The organism is Microbacterium sp. ISL-59 (assembly GCF_018613945.1).
Taxonomy (GTDB): Bacteria; Actinomycetota; Actinomycetes; order Actinomycetales; family Microbacteriaceae; genus Microbacterium; species Microbacterium oxydans_B.
This window is the reverse complement of record NZ_JAGGPG010000004.1, coordinates 42,412-60,988: the sequence shown is the minus strand read 5'-3', so window position 1 is coordinate 60,988 and position 18,577 is coordinate 42,412. Positions and strand designations below refer to the sequence as shown.

Annotated in this window: 17 protein-coding genes and 2 pseudogenes; 6 read left to right on the top strand and 13 right to left on the bottom strand. The window is 69.6% G+C overall.

The features are described 5' to 3' along the window. The first annotated feature begins 29 nt into the window (after positions 1–29). Entirely contained in the window at positions 30–506 is a 477-nt protein-coding gene (locus tag J7E45_RS13735; RefSeq protein WP_215069994.1) for a MogA/MoaB family molybdenum cofactor biosynthesis protein, read from the top strand. Further along, positions 503–937 (top strand): molybdenum cofactor biosynthesis protein MoaE, encoded by a 435-nt coding sequence (locus J7E45_RS13730; protein ID WP_215069992.1) that lies wholly within the window; start codon positions 503–505, stop codon positions 935–937. Before J7E45_RS13735 ends, J7E45_RS13730 begins: the two co-directional genes overlap by 4 nt. A 3-nt stretch (positions 938–940) precedes the next feature. On the opposite strand, the gene J7E45_RS13725 is transcribed toward J7E45_RS13730, so the two are convergent. The 6 genes and pseudogenes from J7E45_RS13725 to J7E45_RS13700 form a co-directional block, all read right to left on the bottom strand. Then, complete coding sequence (locus J7E45_RS13725; protein ID WP_091030099.1) at positions 941–1,174, bottom strand: MoaD/ThiS family protein; 234 nt, start codon at positions 1,172–1,174, stop codon at positions 941–943. Continuing rightward, complete coding sequence (locus J7E45_RS13720; RefSeq protein WP_215069990.1) at positions 1,174–1,455, bottom strand: DUF6457 domain-containing protein; 282 nt, start codon at positions 1,453–1,455, stop codon at positions 1,174–1,176. Before J7E45_RS13720 ends, J7E45_RS13725 begins: the two co-directional genes overlap by 1 nt. After that, positions 1,452–2,018 (bottom strand): annotated as a pseudogene (locus J7E45_RS13715) (molybdenum cofactor guanylyltransferase); the annotation flags it as partial. The pseudogene J7E45_RS13715 and the gene J7E45_RS13720, both read right to left, overlap by 4 nt. Positions 2,019–2,056: 38 nt before the next feature. After that, a pseudogene (gene moaC / locus J7E45_RS13710) lies at positions 2,057–2,528 on the bottom strand (cyclic pyranopterin monophosphate synthase MoaC). Further along, entirely contained in the window at positions 2,525–3,751 is a 1,227-nt protein-coding gene (gene glp / locus J7E45_RS13705) for a gephyrin-like molybdotransferase Glp (RefSeq protein ID WP_215069987.1), read from the bottom strand. The pseudogene moaC and the gene glp overlap by 4 nt, the downstream one beginning before the upstream one ends. Further along, a complete protein-coding gene (locus tag J7E45_RS13700; RefSeq protein WP_215069985.1) occupies positions 3,748–4,857 on the bottom strand; it encodes a HesA/MoeB/ThiF family protein in 1,110 nt (369 codons plus the stop codon). The genes glp and J7E45_RS13700 overlap by 4 nt, the downstream gene beginning before the upstream one ends. A 155-nt stretch (positions 4,858–5,012) precedes the next feature. On the opposite strand from J7E45_RS13700, the gene J7E45_RS13695 reads away from it, so the two are divergent. Genes J7E45_RS13695 through J7E45_RS13680 form a run of 4 tightly spaced genes read left to right on the top strand, consistent with a single transcriptional unit; the run spans position 5,013 to position 7,771 of the window. Further along, the gene (locus J7E45_RS13695) at positions 5,013–5,402 is read left to right on the top strand and encodes a molybdopterin-binding protein (RefSeq protein WP_215069984.1); all 390 of its coding nucleotides are present in this window, start codon (positions 5,013–5,015) and stop codon (positions 5,400–5,402) included. Continuing rightward, positions 5,402–6,181: a molybdate ABC transporter substrate-binding protein gene (gene modA / locus J7E45_RS13690; RefSeq protein WP_215070651.1), complete on the top strand. Its 780-nt coding sequence runs from the start codon at positions 5,402–5,404 to the stop codon at positions 6,179–6,181. Before J7E45_RS13695 ends, modA begins: the two co-directional genes overlap by 1 nt. 49 nt (positions 6,182–6,230) lie before the next feature. Then, on the top strand, positions 6,231–7,040 hold the full coding sequence (locus tag J7E45_RS13685) for an ABC transporter permease (RefSeq protein ID WP_374225471.1): 810 nt from the start codon (positions 6,231–6,233) through the stop codon (positions 7,038–7,040). Further along, entirely contained in the window at positions 7,037–7,771 is a 735-nt protein-coding gene (locus J7E45_RS13680) for a sulfate/molybdate ABC transporter ATP-binding protein (RefSeq protein ID WP_215069982.1), read from the top strand. The genes J7E45_RS13685 and J7E45_RS13680 overlap by 4 nt, the downstream gene beginning before the upstream one ends. A gap of 43 nt (positions 7,772–7,814) precedes the next feature. Here J7E45_RS13680 and moaA read toward each other — a convergent pair whose 3' ends face one another. Genes moaA through J7E45_RS13645 form a run of 7 tightly spaced genes read right to left on the bottom strand, consistent with a single transcriptional unit; the run spans position 7,815 to position 18,480 of the window. Further along, positions 7,815–8,882: a GTP 3',8-cyclase MoaA gene (gene moaA / locus J7E45_RS13675; RefSeq protein ID WP_215069981.1), complete on the bottom strand. Its 1,068-nt coding sequence runs from the start codon at positions 8,880–8,882 to the stop codon at positions 7,815–7,817. Positions 8,883–8,931: 49 nt separating this feature from the next. After that, positions 8,932–10,239 (bottom strand): nitrate/nitrite transporter, encoded by a 1,308-nt coding sequence (locus J7E45_RS13670; protein WP_308162132.1) that lies wholly within the window; start codon positions 10,237–10,239, stop codon positions 8,932–8,934. 21 nt (positions 10,240–10,260) lie between these two features. Then, on the bottom strand, positions 10,261–11,019 hold the full coding sequence (gene narI / locus J7E45_RS13665; protein ID WP_215069980.1) for a respiratory nitrate reductase subunit gamma: 759 nt from the start codon (positions 11,017–11,019) through the stop codon (positions 10,261–10,263). Next, complete coding sequence (narJ, locus tag J7E45_RS13660) at positions 11,016–11,720, bottom strand: nitrate reductase molybdenum cofactor assembly chaperone (RefSeq protein WP_091030136.1); 705 nt, start codon at positions 11,718–11,720, stop codon at positions 11,016–11,018. Before narJ ends, narI begins: the two co-directional genes overlap by 4 nt. After that, a complete protein-coding gene (narH, locus tag J7E45_RS13655) occupies positions 11,717–13,399 on the bottom strand; it encodes a nitrate reductase subunit beta (protein ID WP_215069978.1) in 1,683 nt (560 codons plus the stop codon). The genes narJ and narH overlap by 4 nt, the downstream gene beginning before the upstream one ends. After that, entirely contained in the window at positions 13,399–17,145 is a 3,747-nt protein-coding gene (locus J7E45_RS13650; RefSeq protein ID WP_215069976.1) for a nitrate reductase subunit alpha, read from the bottom strand. Before J7E45_RS13650 ends, narH begins: the two co-directional genes overlap by 1 nt. A 24-nt stretch (positions 17,146–17,169) precedes the next feature. Next, positions 17,170–18,480 carry an MFS transporter gene (locus J7E45_RS13645; RefSeq protein WP_215069974.1) on the bottom strand — a complete coding sequence of 437 codons (1,311 nt, stop codon included), beginning with the start codon at positions 18,478–18,480 and terminating at the stop codon, positions 17,170–17,172. Positions 18,481–18,577: the final 97 nt, after the last annotated feature.

Below are 18,577 nucleotides of genomic sequence, written 5' to 3'. Positions count from 1 at the left end.
TCCGGAACGCCCGACGTTACCCTCGGCCTATGACCTCCGCCGCCGTGCTCACCGTGTCCGACCGCGGAGCAGCAGGCACCCGCCCCGACACGGCCGGGCCCCTCGCCGTCACCGCGCTCCGCGACGCCGAGTTCGACTGCGCCGATCCCGGGATCATCCCCGATGGGGCGGATGCCGTCGAGCAGGCGCTGCGCGAGCTCCTCGCCCGCGGCGTGCGGCTCATCGTCACTACCGGCGGCACCGGCATCTCCCCGCGCGACGAGACCCCCGAGGGAACGGCGCGCGTGCTCGAGCGACAGCTCCCGGGAATCTCGGAAGAGCTGCGGCGGCAGGGTGCCGCGAAGTTCCCCGCCGCGCTGCTCAGCCGCGGCCTCGCCGGCACCGCGCAGGGCGCGCTGATCGTGAACCTGCCCGGCTCCCCCGGTGGCGTCGCCGACGGCATGCCGATCATCCTGTCGGTCGCCGCGCACGTGATCGCCCAGCTCGACGGAGAGGACCACCGATGACCGTCGCTCTGGCCGCGATCAGCGACACCGAACTGTCTCTCGATGCGCACCTCGCCGCGGTGGACGACGCCCGCGCGGGCGCGGTCACGACGTTCCTCGGACGCGTCCGCGACCACGACCCGGATGCCGCCGGAGAGGTCGTCGCCCTCGAGTACTCCTCGCACCCGGATGCCGAGCGGATCCTCCGGGACCTCGCCGAGAAGGCCGTCGCCGCGGGAGCGAGCGGAGAGGCGATCATCGCCGTCAGCCACCGCATCGGTCGACTTCCGGTCGGCTCGGCCGCTGTCGTCGTCGCGGTCGCCGCCGCGCATCGCGACGAAGCCTTCGTGGTGTGCCGCGAGATGATCGAGGCCATCAAGCGCGAACTCCCGGTCTGGAAGCGTCAGGTCGAGGCCGACGGCACCACGGCGTGGAAGGGCATCGGCGGCTGAACCTCAGCCTCCGGCGAACGGAGGCAGCACGTCGACGGTCCCCACCCCCGCCAGCGCGAAGTCGTCGTCCACCCTGGCGCCGTCGACGAGCAGCGCACAGCGGTCGAGGATCGCTCCGAGCGCCGGATGGGTCTCCACGAGCTCGGCCCGGAGCGCGCCGAGAGTCACGGCATCCGAGGGCTCCGTCGCCCGGCCCGCCGCATCCTCCGCGGCCGCGAAGTAACGCACCGTGGCCATCAGCTCGGCTCCTGAGCCGCATGCGCATTCGCGAGCTCGACGATCGCGGCGACCGCGGCACGCACGTCGTCGGGCGAGCCGCCCGCGCGACCGGCCACGAGACCGGCCACGAACGCGCTGAACGGTGCCGCCGGGCGCGCGACCCCGTTCGCGACGTCTCTGGCGAGGTCGAGGATCAGCGCGACCGGCACATCGTCCGCCCCCAGGTCGAATCGTTCGCGCAGCTCGGCCGCCCAGGCGTCGAGCGCCTCCGGAGGAAGGGTGCGACTGTTCTCGGTCATGGCGTCTCCTCGAGTTCCTTTCGCGCGCGAGCCAGATCGGCGGGCGAGTCGATGTCGGCGGTGATCCCCTCCTGGTCGACGACCCACTCGATGGCGAGGCCACCGAGGAGTGCGCGGACGGAGGCATTCCGGTCGGTCGCGATCACATCGAGCGCGCGGCGGACCGATTCCGTGCGATAGAGGCCGGCCAGCCACTGCGGCTGCCCGTCTGCAGAGAAGACGACACCATCCACGGATTCCGGGGCTGCGGCATCATCGGAGCGGCGCGAGAGCAAGCCGTGCACGACCGCATCCGGTCGCGCGAGATCACCGGCGAGGATCAGCACCCCGTCGGCCGCGATCTGCGCGAGTCCGGCCGCGATCCCCGCGACGGGGCCACCCAGCGGCGGCTCCTCCCGCGCCCAGACGACGTCGGCCGACTCCTCGAGCACCGGACCGACGGCCACGATCGGGCCCACGCCCGCATCGACCAGCGCATCCACCGTGCGCGCCCACAGCGATCGCCCCTCCAGCACGAGGAGCGGCTTCGCGATGCCGCCCATCCGACGGCCCTCACCGCCGACGAGCAGCACGGCGCCGACCTCGGCGTGCGACGAGGTGGTCACTCCCCCGGCCTCCGCCAGGAACCGCTGCGCCCACCCTCCTTGGCGACGATGCGCACGTTCTCGATCGTCACCGCGCGGTCCACACCCTTGATCATGTCGACCACGGCGAGCGCCGCGACCGACGGCGGTGAGCGCCTCCATCTCGACCCCGGTGCGGTCGGCCGTGCGCACGGTCGCGCTGATCCGGATCCCCGCGTCTTCGATGTCGAGGTCGATGACCGCGCCGTGCACGCCGATGACGTGCGCGAGCGGCAACAGCTCCGGCGTGCGCTTCGCCGCCTGGATGCCGGCGATGCGGGCCACTGCGAGCACGTCGCCCTTGGGCACTGTGCCGTCGCGGAGCAGGGCGACCGTCTCCGGCGCGCAGCGCACGAAGCCTGCGGCGGTCGCTGCCCGCACGGTCGGCTGCTTCTCGGTCACGTCGACCATGCGCGCGTGGCCGGCCGAATCCAGGTGGGTGAAGGTCATGACAGCTCCAGCACGTCGATGAGGTCGCCGACCGAGACCTGGTCGGTCTCGGCGGCGACGATGGCATAGGCGGTGGCGACCCCGAGGCCGACCGCGAGGTGAGAGCCGGAGCCGCCGCGGGTCGCCGGGTGCACTCGGCCGTCGGCGTCGATCACGGCGGGCAGATACTGGCGTCGACCCGGAGGGGTGCGCCACTCGGTCCCGGCGGCGAGACGCCGTCGAGGGCGGTGGATATCATGCCGGCCCTGCATACGCAGCAGCGCGGGACGCACCAGCACCTCGAAAGAGACGGCCACGCTCACCGGATTGCCGGGCAGTCCGAACAGCAGCATGCCGGCGTCCGTCGCCCCGAAGCCCTGGGGCTTGCCCGGCTGCATCGCGACCTTGACGAACTCCATCGCGTCGCTCAGACCCTGCCGCACCGGCTCGTATGCGCCGGCACTCACGCCCCCGGAGAAGATCACGGCATCGAGCCCGAGCGCGGTCGCACGCGCCACAGCGTCGGCCGGGCCGGCACCATCGTCACCGACGACCTCCCGGAACACGACCTCGGCCCCGGCCTCGGCGACGAGCCCGGCGAGCAGCAGCCCGTTCGATTCCGGAATCTGCCCCCGGGACAGCGCCTCCCCCGGCGGCACGAGTTCGGCGCCGGTCGAGACGATCGCCACCCGCGGCCGCGGGGCGACGGCGACCCGAGCGATGCCGACGGATGCCAGTGCGGCCAGCTGCCGGGCGCCGAGCAGCGTGCCCTGGTCGAGAACGACGGCACCGGCCGCGGCATCCGCCCCCGCTCGACGCACATGCGCGCCCTCCGCCGCCGGTGCGCGAACCACCCGGATGTCCCCCAGCGAGTCGGCGAGGCCACTCACGGTGTCTTCGAAAGGAATGACCGTATCGGCCGCAGCCGGCACCGGGGCGCCGGTCATGATGCGGGCGGCCGTGTCCGGAGCGAGCGGCGGATCCTCCGCACTGCCCGCCGGCACATCTGCCACGACCCGCAGCACGACCGGATGCTCCTCGGATGCCGTGGCGACGTCGACGAAGCGCACCGCGAAGCCGTCCATCGCGGAGTTGTCGAACACGGGGACCGGGTTCTGCGCGCGAGCCGGCTCCGCCAGCGTGAAGCCGATCGCCTCGTCCAGAGTCCTCGTGACCGCCGGACGGGGCCGCACGGCGGCAAGCACGACGGCGAGCTGCTCTTCGACGGTGCGCATGCCGCTCATCGCGCGCTCCAGGCGTCCATGCCGCCGGTCAGCACCACGGCATCGGCCCCGGCGCTCCGCAGCGCGGCCGCCGCGCGCACCGCCCGCACCCCGCGTTGGCACACCACCACGACCCGGCCCTCTGCGGCGAATACCTCGGGACGACCGAGCACTTCCGCCAGCGGAGCGTGCCGGGATCCGGGGATCGCGCCGGTGGCGATCTCATCCGCCTCGCGCACATCGAGCACGAACGCTCCGGCGGCGACCTCGTCGTCGAGTGCGTCCGCGGCGACGTGAGGTACCGCCGGGCGCGCGGGAACCGAGGTCGCCTCGCTGGTCGTCGCCGCACCGGCCGTCTCCGCGCGCCCGCGCAACGGAACCTCGCTCATCCGACCCCGCAATGCATCGATCAGCAGCACGCGACCGAACAGCGGCTCACCGATGCCGGCAATGAGCTTGATGGCCTCCATCGCGAGCACCGATCCGACCTGGAGGCAGAGCGCCCCGAGCACTCCCACCGCCGCGCAGCTCGGCAGCTCGCCGACCCCCTCGGGCGGATACAGATCGCTCAACACGACGGGCCGCACTCCGGCGGGTGGTGCCGACCAGAACACCGTCACCTGCGCAGCGAACTCCTGCACCACGCCCCACACGAGCGGCACCCCGAGCCGCTCGCACGCGGCAGCGACGAGCGTGCGGGTCTCGAACGTGTCGGAGCCGTCGATCACGAGGTCGGCCCCGGACAGCAGCGCCTCGGCGTTGGTCGCGGTCAGTCGTTCGCGTACGGGCAGCACAGTCGTCTCGGGTGCGAGGTCGGCCGCGACGCGCACCGCGCTGTCGACCTTGGGCGCATCGACATCGGCCAAGCGGTGCAGCACCTGACGCTGCAGGTTCGAGAGCTCGACCACGTCATCATCGATGACCGTGAGGGTGCCGACACCAGCCGCGGCGAGCGCGAGCACGACAGGAGATCCGAGCCCGCCCGCGCCCACGACGGCGACGTGAGCTGCGCGCAACCGTCGCTGGCCGAGTTCCCCCAGGTCGGCGAGCACGAGATGCCGGGCGGTCCGCGCGGCCTCGGCGGCGCTCAGTGCTGCGACGGGCTCGACGAGCGGAGGCAGCGGCATGCGCTCAGGCTACTCCGGGACGCGTGGTGCCAGGCCCTTCGAGCGCCGGAGAAATAGACCGCCGAAGGACCGATAGCGCGACAAATCTCCGCGGATGCGGAATATGCACGACAGAGGGCCTGGATCTGCGGAACTCGCGCATCTAGGCTCGGCCTGTGACCACCTATCGCATCGCCGAAGCCGCACGGCTGCTCGGCGTGAGTGACGACACGGTGCGGCGGTGGATCGACCAGGACGCATTGCCGGTCACCGCCGACAGTCCCGCCCGCATCCCCGGTGAGGCCCTCGCCCAGCACGCGGTCGCCCTCGCCGCGGCCCCGCCCACTCCGGGCGATGTGCTCTCCAGCGCGCGCAACCGCTTCACGGGACTCGTCACCCGCGTGCAGACCGACGGTGTCATGGCACAGGTCGACATCCAGGCAGGTCCGCATCGATTCGTGTCGCTGCTCTCGGCGGAGGCCGTTCGCGAGCTCGATCTGCAGCCGGGGTCTCTCGCCGTCGCGGTGATCAAGGCGACCACCGTGATCGTGGAGACGCCGCGGTGATCAAGCGACTCCTCACCGGGTCGGCAGCGCTGGCCGTCATCCTGCTGCTGGGCGGATGCTCTGCCGCCTCTTCCTCTGACCCGTCGCCCTCTGCCTCCAGCGCTGCCGCCGATGGAGACGTCACTGGTGAGGTCACCGTCTTCGCCGCGGCCTCGCTGAGCCCGGTCTTCGACGAGATCGCGGCGGCGTTCACCGCGGAGCATCCGGCGGTCGAGGTCGCACCGATCGTCTACGACGGGTCGAGCGTGCTCGTGACGCAGCTCGCCGAGGGCGCGCACGCCGATGTCCTCGCCACCGCCGACGAACGCACGATGCAGACGCTCATCGACACCGGACTCGCCGACGACCCGGAGCCGTTCGCGACGAACACCCTCGTGGTCGCGGTGCCCGCAGGAAACCCCGCCGGCATCACCTCTCTCGCCGACCTCGCAGACGCGACCACCGTGCTGTGTGCGCCTGAGGTGCCCTGCGGGGCGGCGTCGCAGACGCTGCTCGACACCGCCGGCGTCTCGGTCACGGCGGCGAGCCTCGAGCAGAACGTCTCCGCCGTCTTGCAGAAGATCGTCGCCGGGGAAGCGGACGCCGGTCTGGTCTATGCGACCGACGTGGTGGGCGAAGACGTCGAGAGCTTCGCGCCGGACGGCAGCGACGAGGTCGTGAACCGCTACCCGATCGTCGCGCTCGACGGAGCGACGGATGCCGGCAGGGCCTTCGCCGAGTTCGTGCGGGGGCCGGTCGGCCGCCAGATCCTCGCAGACCACGGATTCGGCGCGCCGTGATCGGGATCGGCCGGCGAGGCGGAGCATGACGAGGCGGAGCATGTCGAGGATGCGACGTGTCGACACAGGAGCGGCACCGCCCTTCCTCCTGGTCGCGCCCGCCGTGCTCGGCATCCTTCTGCTCGCGCTGCCTCTGATCTCCCTGCTCACGCGTGCGTCGTGGTCGACCTTCTGGACCGACATCACCTCGGCGGTGGCGCTGGATGCCCTCCGCCTCTCACTCACCACCGGACTCGCCGCCACCGCGCTGTGCATCGTGCTCGGCCTGCCGCTCGCCCTGCTCATCGCCCGCTCGGGACCGCGGACCTCCGCCCTGCTGCGGGCTCTCGTCGCGGTGCCGCTCGTGCTCCCGCCGATGGTGGGCGGGGTCGCTCTGCTGTTCCTCCTCGGCCGCTCCAGTCCACTCGGAGGTCTCATCGCCGCGTGGTTCGGCACGGGCATCCCGTTCACGCCGGCGGCCGTGGTGCTCGCGCAGGCGTTCGTGGCGCTGCCGTTCCTGGTGCTCGCGGTCGAGGGGACGATCCGCAGTACGGGGAGCCGGTACGAGCGCACGGCTGCCACGCTCGGGGCCTCGCCGAGCACGGTGCTGTGGCGGGTGACGCTGCCGCTCGCCGCGCCCGGCATCGTGGTCGGAGTGATCCTGTGCTTCGCCCGCGCGATCGGCGAATTCGGGGCCACGGCCCTGTTCGCCGGCAACGCCCCCGGAGTGACGCAGACCATGCCGCTCGCGATCTACACCGCCTTCAACGGCGCCGGTGCGGGCCGCGAGACGGCGGTGGCCCTGTCGATCCTGCTGCTGGGGACCGCCGTCGTGGTGTTGCTGCTCGTGCGGGCGTGGCGGCCGGGGGCCCTCCGATGACCGACGACGTCGGCTCGCTCGACCACGGCGCCCTCGACGCTCACGTCGTGGTGCGGCATGCGGGTCTCGATGCCGCACTCCGCGTCGCCGCGGGCGAGTTCGTCGCGGTCATGGGCCCGAGCGGCGCCGGCAAGACCTCCCTCCTGGAGGCGGTCGCCGGGCTCGTGCGACTCGACGAGGGGCACGTCGACCTCGATGGGATCCGCCTCTCCGGACCGCGGCAGCACGCGCCGCCGTCACGCCGTGCGATCGGCCTGCTCGGGCAGGACGCCCTGCTGTTCCCGCACATGACCGCGGCGCAGAACATCGCGTTCGCCGTCCGGGTCGGCGGTCGCACCAGGGACAAGTCCACCCGGCTCGCGGCCGAGTGGTTGGATCGCATCGGCCTTTCCGGATTCGGCGATCGGCGGCCCGACGAACTCTCCGGTGGACAGCGCCAGCGCATCGCCCTCGCGCGAGCCCTCGCCGCCTCGCCGCGACTGCTGCTGCTCGATGAGCCGTTCACCTCCCTCGACGTGGAGGCCGCGGCCCAGTTGCGCGAGGTCGTGCGCGAACAGCGCGGATCCACCACGACGATCCTCGTCTCGCACGGCATCCTCGACGCCCAGGCTCTCGCGGAGCGGCTGGTGATCGTGCAGGCCGGGCGCATCGTTCAGGATGCCGCCGTCGCTGAAGTGCTCACCTCCCCGGCGACCCCTTTCGCCGCCGCCGTCGCCGATTCAGCACGCTGACTTCCGCACGCGCCGCGCCTGCCGGAAGCTGAGCGGCGAGCGATCAGCCGCCGATCGCGTTCATCCCGCGTGCGGGCTGGAGGAATGAGGGATCGTTGATGGCGTGCCCGGGAAGCTTCGCCCACACGCATCCGCGGAGCACGGCGTCGATCGCCGCATCGGAGTCTCCGTCCGAGAGTCGATCCCCACGCAGGACCGGGAGGAGGTCGAACTCATCGGCGGAGAACAGACAGTTGCGCAACTGTCCGTCGGCCGTGAGCCGCAGGCGGTCGCAGTCCCCGCAGAACGGGGCCGTCACCGAGGCGATCACGCCGACCGTGTGCTCGCCGTCCAGCAGCCACCGCTCGGCCGGCGCACCCCCTCGGCCCGGCATCTCGGACAGGTGCCACCGCTGCGAGAGCGCGGCGAGGATCTCGTCTCGCGTCACCATCGTGCCGCGATCCCACTCATGCCCCGCGTCGAGCGGCATCTGCTCGATGAAGCGCATCTCGGCACCGTGCGCGATCGCGAAGTCGACCAGGTCGCAGAGCTCGTCGTCGTTCACACCGCGCATGGCGACCGCGTTCAACTTGAGAGGGCGCAGGTCCGATGCGGCTGCCGCTTCGATGCCGCGGCGCACATCCTCGAACCGATCTCGTCGGGTCAGTGCGGCGAACCGCTCCGGCCGCACGGTGTCGATCGAGATGTTGAGGCGGTGCAGCCCCGCCGCGATCAGGTCGTCCAGCGCGTCGTCGAGACGGATGCCGTTCGTCGTGATCGCCACCTGCACCGGCCCGTCGATCGACTCGATCGCGCTGAGGCGTCGCACCACCTCGACGATGTCGCGCCGCAGCAACGGCTCCCCACCCGTGAGGCGGAACGTGGTGATGCCGGCCGCGGCGGCGACGCGGGCGACCTGCACGATCTCGTCGACCGAGAGGATCGACTCCCGTGCGAGCCATTCGTTCCCCTGCTCCGGCATGCAGTAGGTGCAGCGCAACGAACAGCGATCGGTGAGCGAGATCCGGAGGTCGCGGTGGACGCGGCCATGCGTGTCGACCAGGGTGCCGTCGGCGCGCATCTCGGGCGCGACGGGAACGCGACGGCCGATCTGCACCGGGATCGCGCTCATCACCCCTCCCTTCCTGGACGGACTGATCGTCTTCCGAGAGTACGCCGACTCATCCGGCGAGTTCCCCGGATTCGAGCCGGCCCGCGAGCTGCGGGGAGTGCCGGTGCAGCATCCGCCATACCGTCAGATGCATCCATACGGCGCACGCCGCGGTCAGGACGAAGAGGATCGCGAAGGTGCTGGTCGGAAGCCCCGTGAGCGCCAGGGTGTAGGCGAAGACCGGCGGGAGGATGAAACCGCCGAGACCACCGAGCATGCCCACGAGCCCGCCGACCGAGCCCACATCGGCGGGGAAGTAGTCGGGAATGTGCTTGTACACGGCGGCCTTGCCCACCCCCATCGCGCATCCGAGCACGAAGACCAACGACGCGAAGGCCGCGAGCGGCATCGTGAACGGCAGTGCCGTCGCCGACCCGTCGACGGTCTGCACGACCAGGTGCCCCGAGGGCAGCGACAGGAAGAAGAGCACCGCCAGCATCACGGTGAATGTCGCGTACATGACCCGCCGCGCCCCGAAGCGATCGGAGAACCAGCCGCCCAGCGGACGAAGCAAGGATGCCGGGAAGATGAAGCTCGCCGTCAGGAGTGCCGCCACCGCCAGATCCAGCCCGTAGTTGTCGACGTAGTACAGCGGAAGCCAGGCCGAGAGGGCGACGTACGCGCCGAAGACGACCACGTAGTAGAGGCTGAAGCGCCAGACGCGCAGATGCTTCAGCGGTCGCAGTTGCGAGCGCAGCGACCGCCCTTGCCCTGGGAGCAGATCGGGACGGGGCGCGAGGAACCACACCAGCACCGCCATGATCACCAGGAGCGCGGCGTACAGCACGGGCACGAGACGCCATCCGCCGACGATCCAGCCGAGGTAGGTGGAGCCGGCCGTCGCCGCGATGAGCCCCGGGCCGATGAGCTTCGTCGCCGACGCCCCGACGTTGCCGGCACCGAACACGCCGAGGGCGAAGCCCTTTCGCGCATCGGGCCACCAGGCGTTGTTCCACGAGACGCCGGCACTGAACGAATTCCCCGCGATGCCGACGAAGAACGCGAGCACGAGGAGCACCCCGTAGTCGTGTGCGAAGGAGACGAGGAACGTCGGCACCGCGGCCATCAGCAGCATGACGGCGAAGACACGACGCCCACCGAACCGGTCGGTGATGATGCCCGCGGGCAGCCGCCAGATCGACCCGTTGAGCACCGCGACCGCGGTGAGCCACGAGAGCTGCACATCGGACAGCCCGAACTCGTCTCGGATCGGGATGCCGAGGATGCCGAACATCAGCCAGACGGCGAACATCAGCGTGAACGCGATGGTGGAGAGCGTCAGGACGCTCACAGCACCCGGACGCGGGGCGACAGACACAGCGGTGATCCCTTCCGAGGCCTAGAGCTTGCGGAGCTTGTCGGGATCCGGCGCCTGCACGGGGTCCCAGCCGCGGCGCACCTGCCGCGCACCGCGCTGGTCGTCACGGGACCGGTACACGATGTAGGGGCGGAACAGGTACCCGACCGGTGCCGAGAACACGTGCACGAGACGCGTGAACGGCCACAGTGCGAAGAGCGCGAAAGCCGTGACGACATGGATCTGGAAGAGCAGCGGCACATCGGTCATGAGTTCGGGCTGCGGCTGGAAGAAGAGGATCGACCGGATCCACGGCGAGATCGTCTCGCGATAGTGGAAGCCGGAGCCGAACACCTGGAACACCACCGTCGCGAGGGTGCCGAAGGCCAACGTCGCCCCGAGGAACACGTACATCACCTTGTCCATCGCCGTGGTGGCGAGGAACACGGGCCCGACCGTCCGCCGCCGGTAGATGAGGATCGCCAGCCCGGCGAGCGTCAGGATCGCGGCGATCGTTCCGAGCGACGTCGCGCCGAAGTGGTAGATCTCCTCGGAGATGCCGATCGCGTAGAGCCATTCGCGCGGGACGAGAAGACCGACGACGTGCCCGGCGATGACCATGAGGATGCCCAGGTGGAACATCGGAGACCCCCAGCGGAGAAGCCGGTTCTCGTAGGTCTGGCTCGAACGCGTCGTCCAGCCGAACTTGTCGTACCGGTAGCGCCAGATGTGTCCGACGATGAAGACGGCGATCGCCGCGTACGGGATCGCCACCCACAGGATGAAGCCGGCCGCGTTCATGACTCTCCTCGCTGCGACACGGGCGCGAACGGTGCGAGGTTGCCGAGGAAGCTCAGCCCGACGGTCTCGGTGGGAGGCCCCTCGCTCACGAGCGCGAGGAATCGCTCCCGGGTGCGGGCGTCGACGGGAGGAAGCGAGAGCGTGATCGCACGCACCACCGCTGCCCACTCGCTGTCCATCGCCTCGAGGGCGGCCCGCAGCACTTCGATCCCCTCCCGGTGCGAGGCGATCAGCGCCTCTGCGATCGGCGAATCGCTCAGGGCCGAGAACTCCAGCACGGCCGGCAGATAGTCCGGCAGCTCCTGCGCGTCGAACTCCCACCCCGCCGCACGGTAGGCCTCGAGGAAGGTCACGAGTGCCGTCCCCCGCTTGCGGGTGTCCCCCGTGGCGTAGTAGCTCAGGTAGAGGCTGCACTTGCGTTTGAGGTCGAACGTGACGACATACCGTCGCTGCCACTCGGTCGTCCCCGCGGTCGTCGCGGCCGCGATGAATCCCGTCAGCGCTTCCGCGATCGGCCCGGGTAGATCGGCCGCACGCTCCTGGAGGAGCGGAAGCCGGGCGTACCAGGCGTCGTCGGGGTAGTCGAGCAGCAGCGAGGCGATCATGTGCGCGGCCGCGCGCCGGTCGGCGGAGAGCACCAGCGGATCGAGCTCCGTCGGCAGCTCACGTCGCGGAGTCACCCGCGGCAGGATCGTGCTCATGAATCGTCCCCCTGGGGATCTCTCGGGCCCGTCGTGCGCACGGGCCCCGTCGATTCCGGCGGGAACAGCCCATCCGTGCCGCCGTTGCCGTCCCAGTTGAGGAGGTTGACGCGGCCGGGCGTCGACGGTCGGTCCGCACTCTGCCGGTCGGCCAGCATGTGGAAGTTCTCCACGGCGACGGGAACGGATTGGCCGCTGGAGAGTCCGAACGGCCCCGCCCCGCCCATGCCGGGCCCGCCGTCGAAGTCGAGCGAGCAGGCCATCTCCTCGAGCGAGTGCGCCTGCTCCGCATGGGCCGAGGGGATGACGTATCGATCCTCGTACTTCGCGATCGCCAGCAGGCGGTACATGGCCTCGACCTCTTCGCCCGTCATCCCGACCGCCTTGGCGATGCGCTCATCGCGCACATCGTCGATGCTGACCCCGCGCATGTAGGAGCGCATCGCCGCGAGCCGCCGGAGCGCATGCTCGACCGGCCCCCTCTCCCCCGCGCTGAAGAGCTCGGCGAGGTAGCCGAGCGGGATCCGGAGCTTGTCGATGGCCGCGAACAGCGTGCGCGCGTCTTCACCGTCGTTGCCGGAACCCGAGATCACGTCCACGACGGGAGAGAGCGGCGGGATGTACCAGACCATCGGCATCGTCCGGTACTCGGGGTGCAGCGGCAGCGCCACCTCGTACTCCTGGATCAGCCGCCAGATCGGACTGCGCTGGGCGGCCTCGATCCAGTCCTCCTGAATGCCGTCTCGCCGCGCCTGCTCGATCACGGCCGGATCGTTCGGATCCAGCAGGATGCTGCGCTGCGCCGCGAGGAGCGCCTTGTCGTCTTCCACGCTCGCCGCCTCCGCCACGCGGTCGGCGTCGTAGAGCACCAAGCCGAGGTATCGAAGCCGTCCCACGCAGGTCTCGGAGCACACGGTGGGCAAACCGACCTCGATGCGCGGGTAGCACATCGTGCATTTCTCGGCCTTGCCCGTCTTGTGGTTGAAGTAGACCTTCTTGTACGGGCAACCGGACACGCACATGCGCCATCCGCGGCACTGGTCCTGGTCGACGAGGACGATCCCGTCTTCCGCACGCTTGTACATCGCGCCCGAGGGGCAGGAGGCGACGCACGATGGGTTGAGGCAGTGCTCGCAGATACGCGGCAGGTAGAACATGAACGCCTTGGAGAACTCCGCCTCGACCTGCTCGCTCATCTTCTGGAGGATCGGGTCGTCCTGCATGGTCTCCATCGAGCCACCGAGGTCGTCGTCCCAGTTCGCCGACCACGAGATCTTCATGTTCTCGCCGGTGAGGAGGCTCTTCGGCCGAGCGACCGGCACCTGCGCACCCTTCGGCGCGTTGATGAGCATGTCGTAGTCGTAGGTCCACGGCTCGTAGTAGTCGTGGATCTCGGGGAGCTTCGGGTTGGAGAAGATGCGAGCCAGCTTCGCCAGACGACCGCCGCTGCGCAGCTTGAGGCGCCCCCGCTTCGTGCGCGTCCAGCCGCCGCCCCAGCGCTCCTGGTCCTCATAACTGCGCGGATAGCCGACGCCCGGACGGGTCTCGACGTTGTTGAACCAGACGTATTCCACACCGGTGCGATTGGTCCAGGCCTGCTTGCACGTGACCGAGCAGGTGTGACATCCGATGCACTTGTCGAGGTTCATCACCATCGACATCTGCGCCATGACCTTCATCAGTACTCGACCTCCTGGTCACGACGGCGGATCGTCGTGATCTCGTCTCGCTGGTTCCCCGTCGGGCCGAGGTAGTTGAACGCCCAGGCCAACTGCGCGTAGCCCCCGATCAGATGGCTGGGCTTGAGCAGAATTCGCGTGAGGGAGTTGTGGATCCCTCCGCGCTGGCCGCTCGTCTCGGCGATCGGCACATCCACCGTGCGGTCCTTCGCGTGGTACATGTACACCGTGCCCTCCGGCATCCGGTGCGAGACGTTCGCCCGCGCGACGACGACGCCGTTGCGGTTGTACGACTCGATCCAGTCGTTGTCGCGCACGCCGATCTTGTCGGCATCCTGCGGGCTCATCCAGATGGTGGGACCTCCCCGCGACAGCGACAGCATGAAGAGGTTGTCCTGGTACTCCGAGTGGATGGACCACTTGGAGTGCGGAGTCAGATACCGCACCGCGACCTCGGCCTGGCCCGTTGCACCTCGTTGGGTGCTGCGCCCGGTCGCGCCGACCTTCGGATCGTCGAACAGCCGGTGCATGTCCAGCGGAGGACGGAACGTCGGCAGGTTCTCGCCGAGCTCCTCCATCCAGTCGTGATCGAGATAGAAGTGCTGGCGCCCCGTCAGGGTGTGCCACGGCTTCAGATGCTCGACGTTGATCGCGAAGGCCGTGTAGCGCCGCCCGCCGTGCTCCGATCCGGACCACTCCGGCGAGGTGATCACGCTCCGTGGCTGCACCTGCACGTCGGCGAAGGTGATGCGCTTGCCCTCTTCTTCTTCGGCGAGGAAGGCCATCTGCTGACCGGTGCGCTTCTCGAGCTCGCGGAACCCCTGCACCGCCAGCCGGCCGTTGCTGGTTCCGGAGAACGCCAGGATCATCTCGCAGACGCGCTTGTCCGTGTCGAGCCGCACGCGGCCGGCCGCCGGCCCGGACGGGAACACCCCGTTGGACTGTGCCAGCGACGCGATCTCGTTGTCGGGCCGATAGGTGATCGCCTTCGTCGTCATGCCCAGCTTCGCCGTGAGCGGTCCGAGCGACTTCCAGCGCGCGGCGAGCGCGGGGTAGTCGCGTTCGACGGGGATCAGCTTCGTCATCGTCACGCCCGGCACGAGAGGCGCGTCCTGCGGGACCACACCGTGTGCGTACGCCATCACATCGGGGGTGTCGTGCTGCAGCGGAGAGGCGACGATGTCGCGGCGCACACCCAGATGCCCCTCACAGAGCTCGCTGAACCGCTCGGCGAGCTCGCCGAACAGGTCGTAGTCGGTCTTCGTCTGCCACGGCGGGTTGATGGCCGGGTTGAACGAGTGCAGGAACGGGTGCATGTCGGTCGACGACAGGTCGTACTTCTCATACCAGGTCGCCGCGGGGAAGACGAGGTCGGAGAACAGCGTCGTCGAGGTCATGCGGAAGTCGGCCGTCATGAGCAGATCGAGCTTGCCGACCGGTGCGTCCTCCCGCCACACGATGTCGCGGGGCCGAGAGCCTTCCTCGGTCTCGGAAGCGCGGATGGCCGAGTCCGTTCCGAGCAGGTGCTTGAGGAAGTACTCGTTGCCCTTGCCCGACGACCCGAGGATGTTGGCCCGCCACACCGACACGACGCGGGGGAAGTTCTCCGGTGCGTCCGGGTCTTCGACGGCATAGTGCAGCGATCCGTCGTTCAGCGAGTCGACGATGTGCTGCGCGGGCTCCTTGCCCGCGGCTTCGGCTTCGTCGCACAGGTCGAGCGGATTCCGGGAGAAGGTCGGGTAGCTCGGCATCCATCCGCGCTTCACCGACTCGACCAGGCAGTCGGCCGTCGTGCGGCCGGCGAAGGCGCCACGGGCGAGCGGAGAGGAGAGTTGATCGGCGGGCAGTCCGTCGTAGCGCCACTGGTCGGTCGCGAGGTACCAGAAGGCCGTGCCGATCATCTGACGGGGCGGGCGGTTCCAGTCGCCGGCGGTCGCATACTGCGAGTACCCGGTGATGGGCCGCACCTTCTCCTGGCCGACGTAGTGCGCCCACCCTCCGCCGTTGACGCCCTGGCACCCCGTCATGGTGGTCAGCGCCAGGAATGTGCGGTAGATCGTGTCGGAGTGGAACCAGTGGTTCGTCCCGGCCCCCATCAGGATCATGGATCGACCCCCGGAGCTTTCGGCGTTGTCGGCGAACTCCCGACCGATGCGCAGCGCCTGCTCGGCGGGCACCGCGGTGATCTCCTCCTGCCACGCCGGTGTGCCCGGAGACGTCGGGTCGTCGTAGCCGGTCGGCCACTCTCCGGGGATGCCGTCGCGACCGACACCGTACTGCGCGAGCATGAGGTCGAACACGGTCGTCACGAGCGTGCCGGCGACTTCGCGGGTCGGTACTCCGCGGACGACGACTCCGGAGCCGCCGGCGTGTTCGGCACCGGCCTCGGGCGGGAGGTCGAAACGAGGAAGGGCGACCTCGGCGGCCGCTCCATCCCACGACGCGAGGTCGGCGATGGAGAGGGGAGGTTCGACGCCCTCGAGGTCGAGGTTCCACTTCCCCTCGTCCTCGGGCGTGAACCGGTGTCCGAGCGACCCGTTCGGCACGACGGCGTCGCCGTGCTCGTCGAGGAGCACGGTCTTGAAGTCCGCGCGAACGGCGGCGGCCTCCGTGCCACCCAGGTCGCTCGCGGTGAGGAACTTGCCTGCGACGAGCTGCTCGCCGTGTCGCTCGAGCGTCACCAGATACGGGGCATCCGTGAACCGGCGCATGTAGTCCTCGAAACGCTCCGTGCGCTTGTGCACGAAGTGCTCGGTGAGGATGACATGCCCCATCGCCAGCGCGAGCGCGGCATCCGTTCCCGGGTGAGGAGCGACCCACTCGTCGGCGAACTTCGTGTTGTCGGTGTAGTCGGGCGAGACCGTGACGACCTTCTGACCCCGGTAGCGGGCTTCGGCCATGAAGTGCGCATCCGGCGTTCGCGTGACGGGCACGTTCGAGCCCCACATGATCAGGTAGCCCGCGTTCCACCAGTCGGCGGACTCCGGCACGTCGGTCTGGTCACCGAAGACCTGGGGGCTCGCGACGGGCAGATCCGCGTACCAGTCGTAGAACGAGAGGATGGACCCGCCGAGCAGGTTGAGGAACCGGGCACCGGCGCCGTGCGACACCATCGACATCGCCGGAATCGGTGAGAACCCGGCGACGCGGTCGGGGCCGTAGGTCTTGACCGTGTACACGTGGGCCGCCGCCGCGATCTCGAGCGCCTCGTCCCAGGTGGTGCGCACGAGCCCGCCCTTGCCGCGCGCGCTCTTGTACGAGCGCGCGGCTTCGGGGTCTTCGACGATCGACGCCCACGCCGTCACGGGGTCTCCGTGCTGCGCTTTCGCCGCCCGATAGAGCCCGGCGAGCGTGTCGCGGATGTAGGGATAGCGCACGCGGGTCGGCGAGTAGGTGTACCAGCTGAAGGCCGCGCCGCGCGGGCACCCCCGCGGCTCGTACTCCGGCGAATCGGGGCCGACCGAGGGGTAGTCGGTCTGCTGCGCCTCCCACGTGATGATGCCGTCTTTGACGTACACCTTCCACGAGCAGGAGCCGGTGCAGTTGACGCCGTGCGTCGACCGCACCACCTTGTCGTGCGCCCACCGGTCGCGGTAGAACACATCGCCGGAGCGGCCGCCCTCGAGGAAGAGCGCCCGGAGGTCTTGCGAGACCTCGCCGCGACGGAGGAACCGCCCCATGCCGAGGAGCGCATCGGCGAGGGGACCGTCGGTGGCGGGATGGATGTCATGCGTGGTCGGTGTCATGGCACAGCTCTCTGATCGTGTCGGTCAGCTCTTGGCGGGCGCGCCCGGACGCGCGTAGTAGTACCAGGTCAGCGCCGTGCAGAACAGGCACCAGACCCCGCAGATCACGAAGAACGCGAACGGGGCGACGGCCGACAACGACATCCCGACGATGAACGGTCCGAAGGCCGCGACCGCGGAGGTGAAGCCGACGACCCCACCCGCCTGACGTTTCGGGAACAGCATCGGCATCTGCTTGAACGTTCCCGCGTTGCCCAGACCGGCGAAGAAGAAGATCGTGATCATCCCGGCGAGGAATCCCCAGAACTCGTTCACGTCCGACGGCGCGAGGAAGAAGAGCGTGATGATGGTGCCGATCGTCATGCCGATGCCCGAGATGAACGTGAACGGCGCCCCGCCGAATCGGTCGCAGAGCGGGCCGGCGGCCGCACGGACGAGAGCACCGACAGCCGGGCCGATCCACATGTAGGTGAGCGGATCGGGCGCGTTCTCGAACCCGCCGTAGACGTTGACGATGATGAGCCCCATCTGTGCGGCGAGGCCGGCGTAGGCGCCGAAGGTCATCATGTAGATCGCGGTCATGATCCACGTGTGCTTGAGGCGGAAGATGTCGAGCTGCTCCCGGAAGTTCGCCTGCACGGGGACGCGCCGGAGGAAGACGAAGGCGAGGATGCTCGCCAGCACCGCCCACGGGATCAGCACGAGACCGCCGTTGTGCAGCCACATGTTCGCGCCACCGTCGACAGTGGACTGCGGGTCGAGGAACCAGGTGCCGAGGAGCCCGAAACCGATCACCCACGGCACCAGCACCTGGACGACGCCGATGCCGAAGTTGCCGATGCCGGCCTGAAGCCCGAGCGCCGTGCCCTGCATCCGCTTCGGGAAGAAGTAGCTGGTCGACGGCATGTAGCCCGAGAAGACGCCGCCGCCGATCCCCGCTGCGAAGGCCAATGCCAGGAGCACGGCATAGGGAGTCGACGTGTCGCGCACCGCGAGCGTCCACCCGAGCATGGGGAGGGCGAGAAGGAGCGAGCTCCACCCCACGAGCGCCCTGGTGCCCACGATGGGCGGGAGGAACATGAAAGCGAAGCGGAGGAGACCGCCGGCCAGACCGGGGATCGCCGCCAGCCAGTAGAGCTGCCCCTGGTCGAGGTCGAAGCCGATGGCGTTCAGCCGCGGGGCGATAGCGCTGACCAGGTACCAGGTCGCGAAGCCGAGCAACAGCGAGTAGGTCGTGATCCAGAGGGTGCGCCAGGCGAGGGATCTGTCCCACGTGGCGTCGTCTTCCGGATTCCAGTTGGACAGGTCCTTGGCGAGTGCTTCCCCGGATTTCACGTGCACGATCCCTTCAGAACACGCATGTAACGTGTTACATCCAGTATCGCGGGTGGCGTCGGATCAGGTCGCGGACCGAACCGTTTTAATTCGGGGT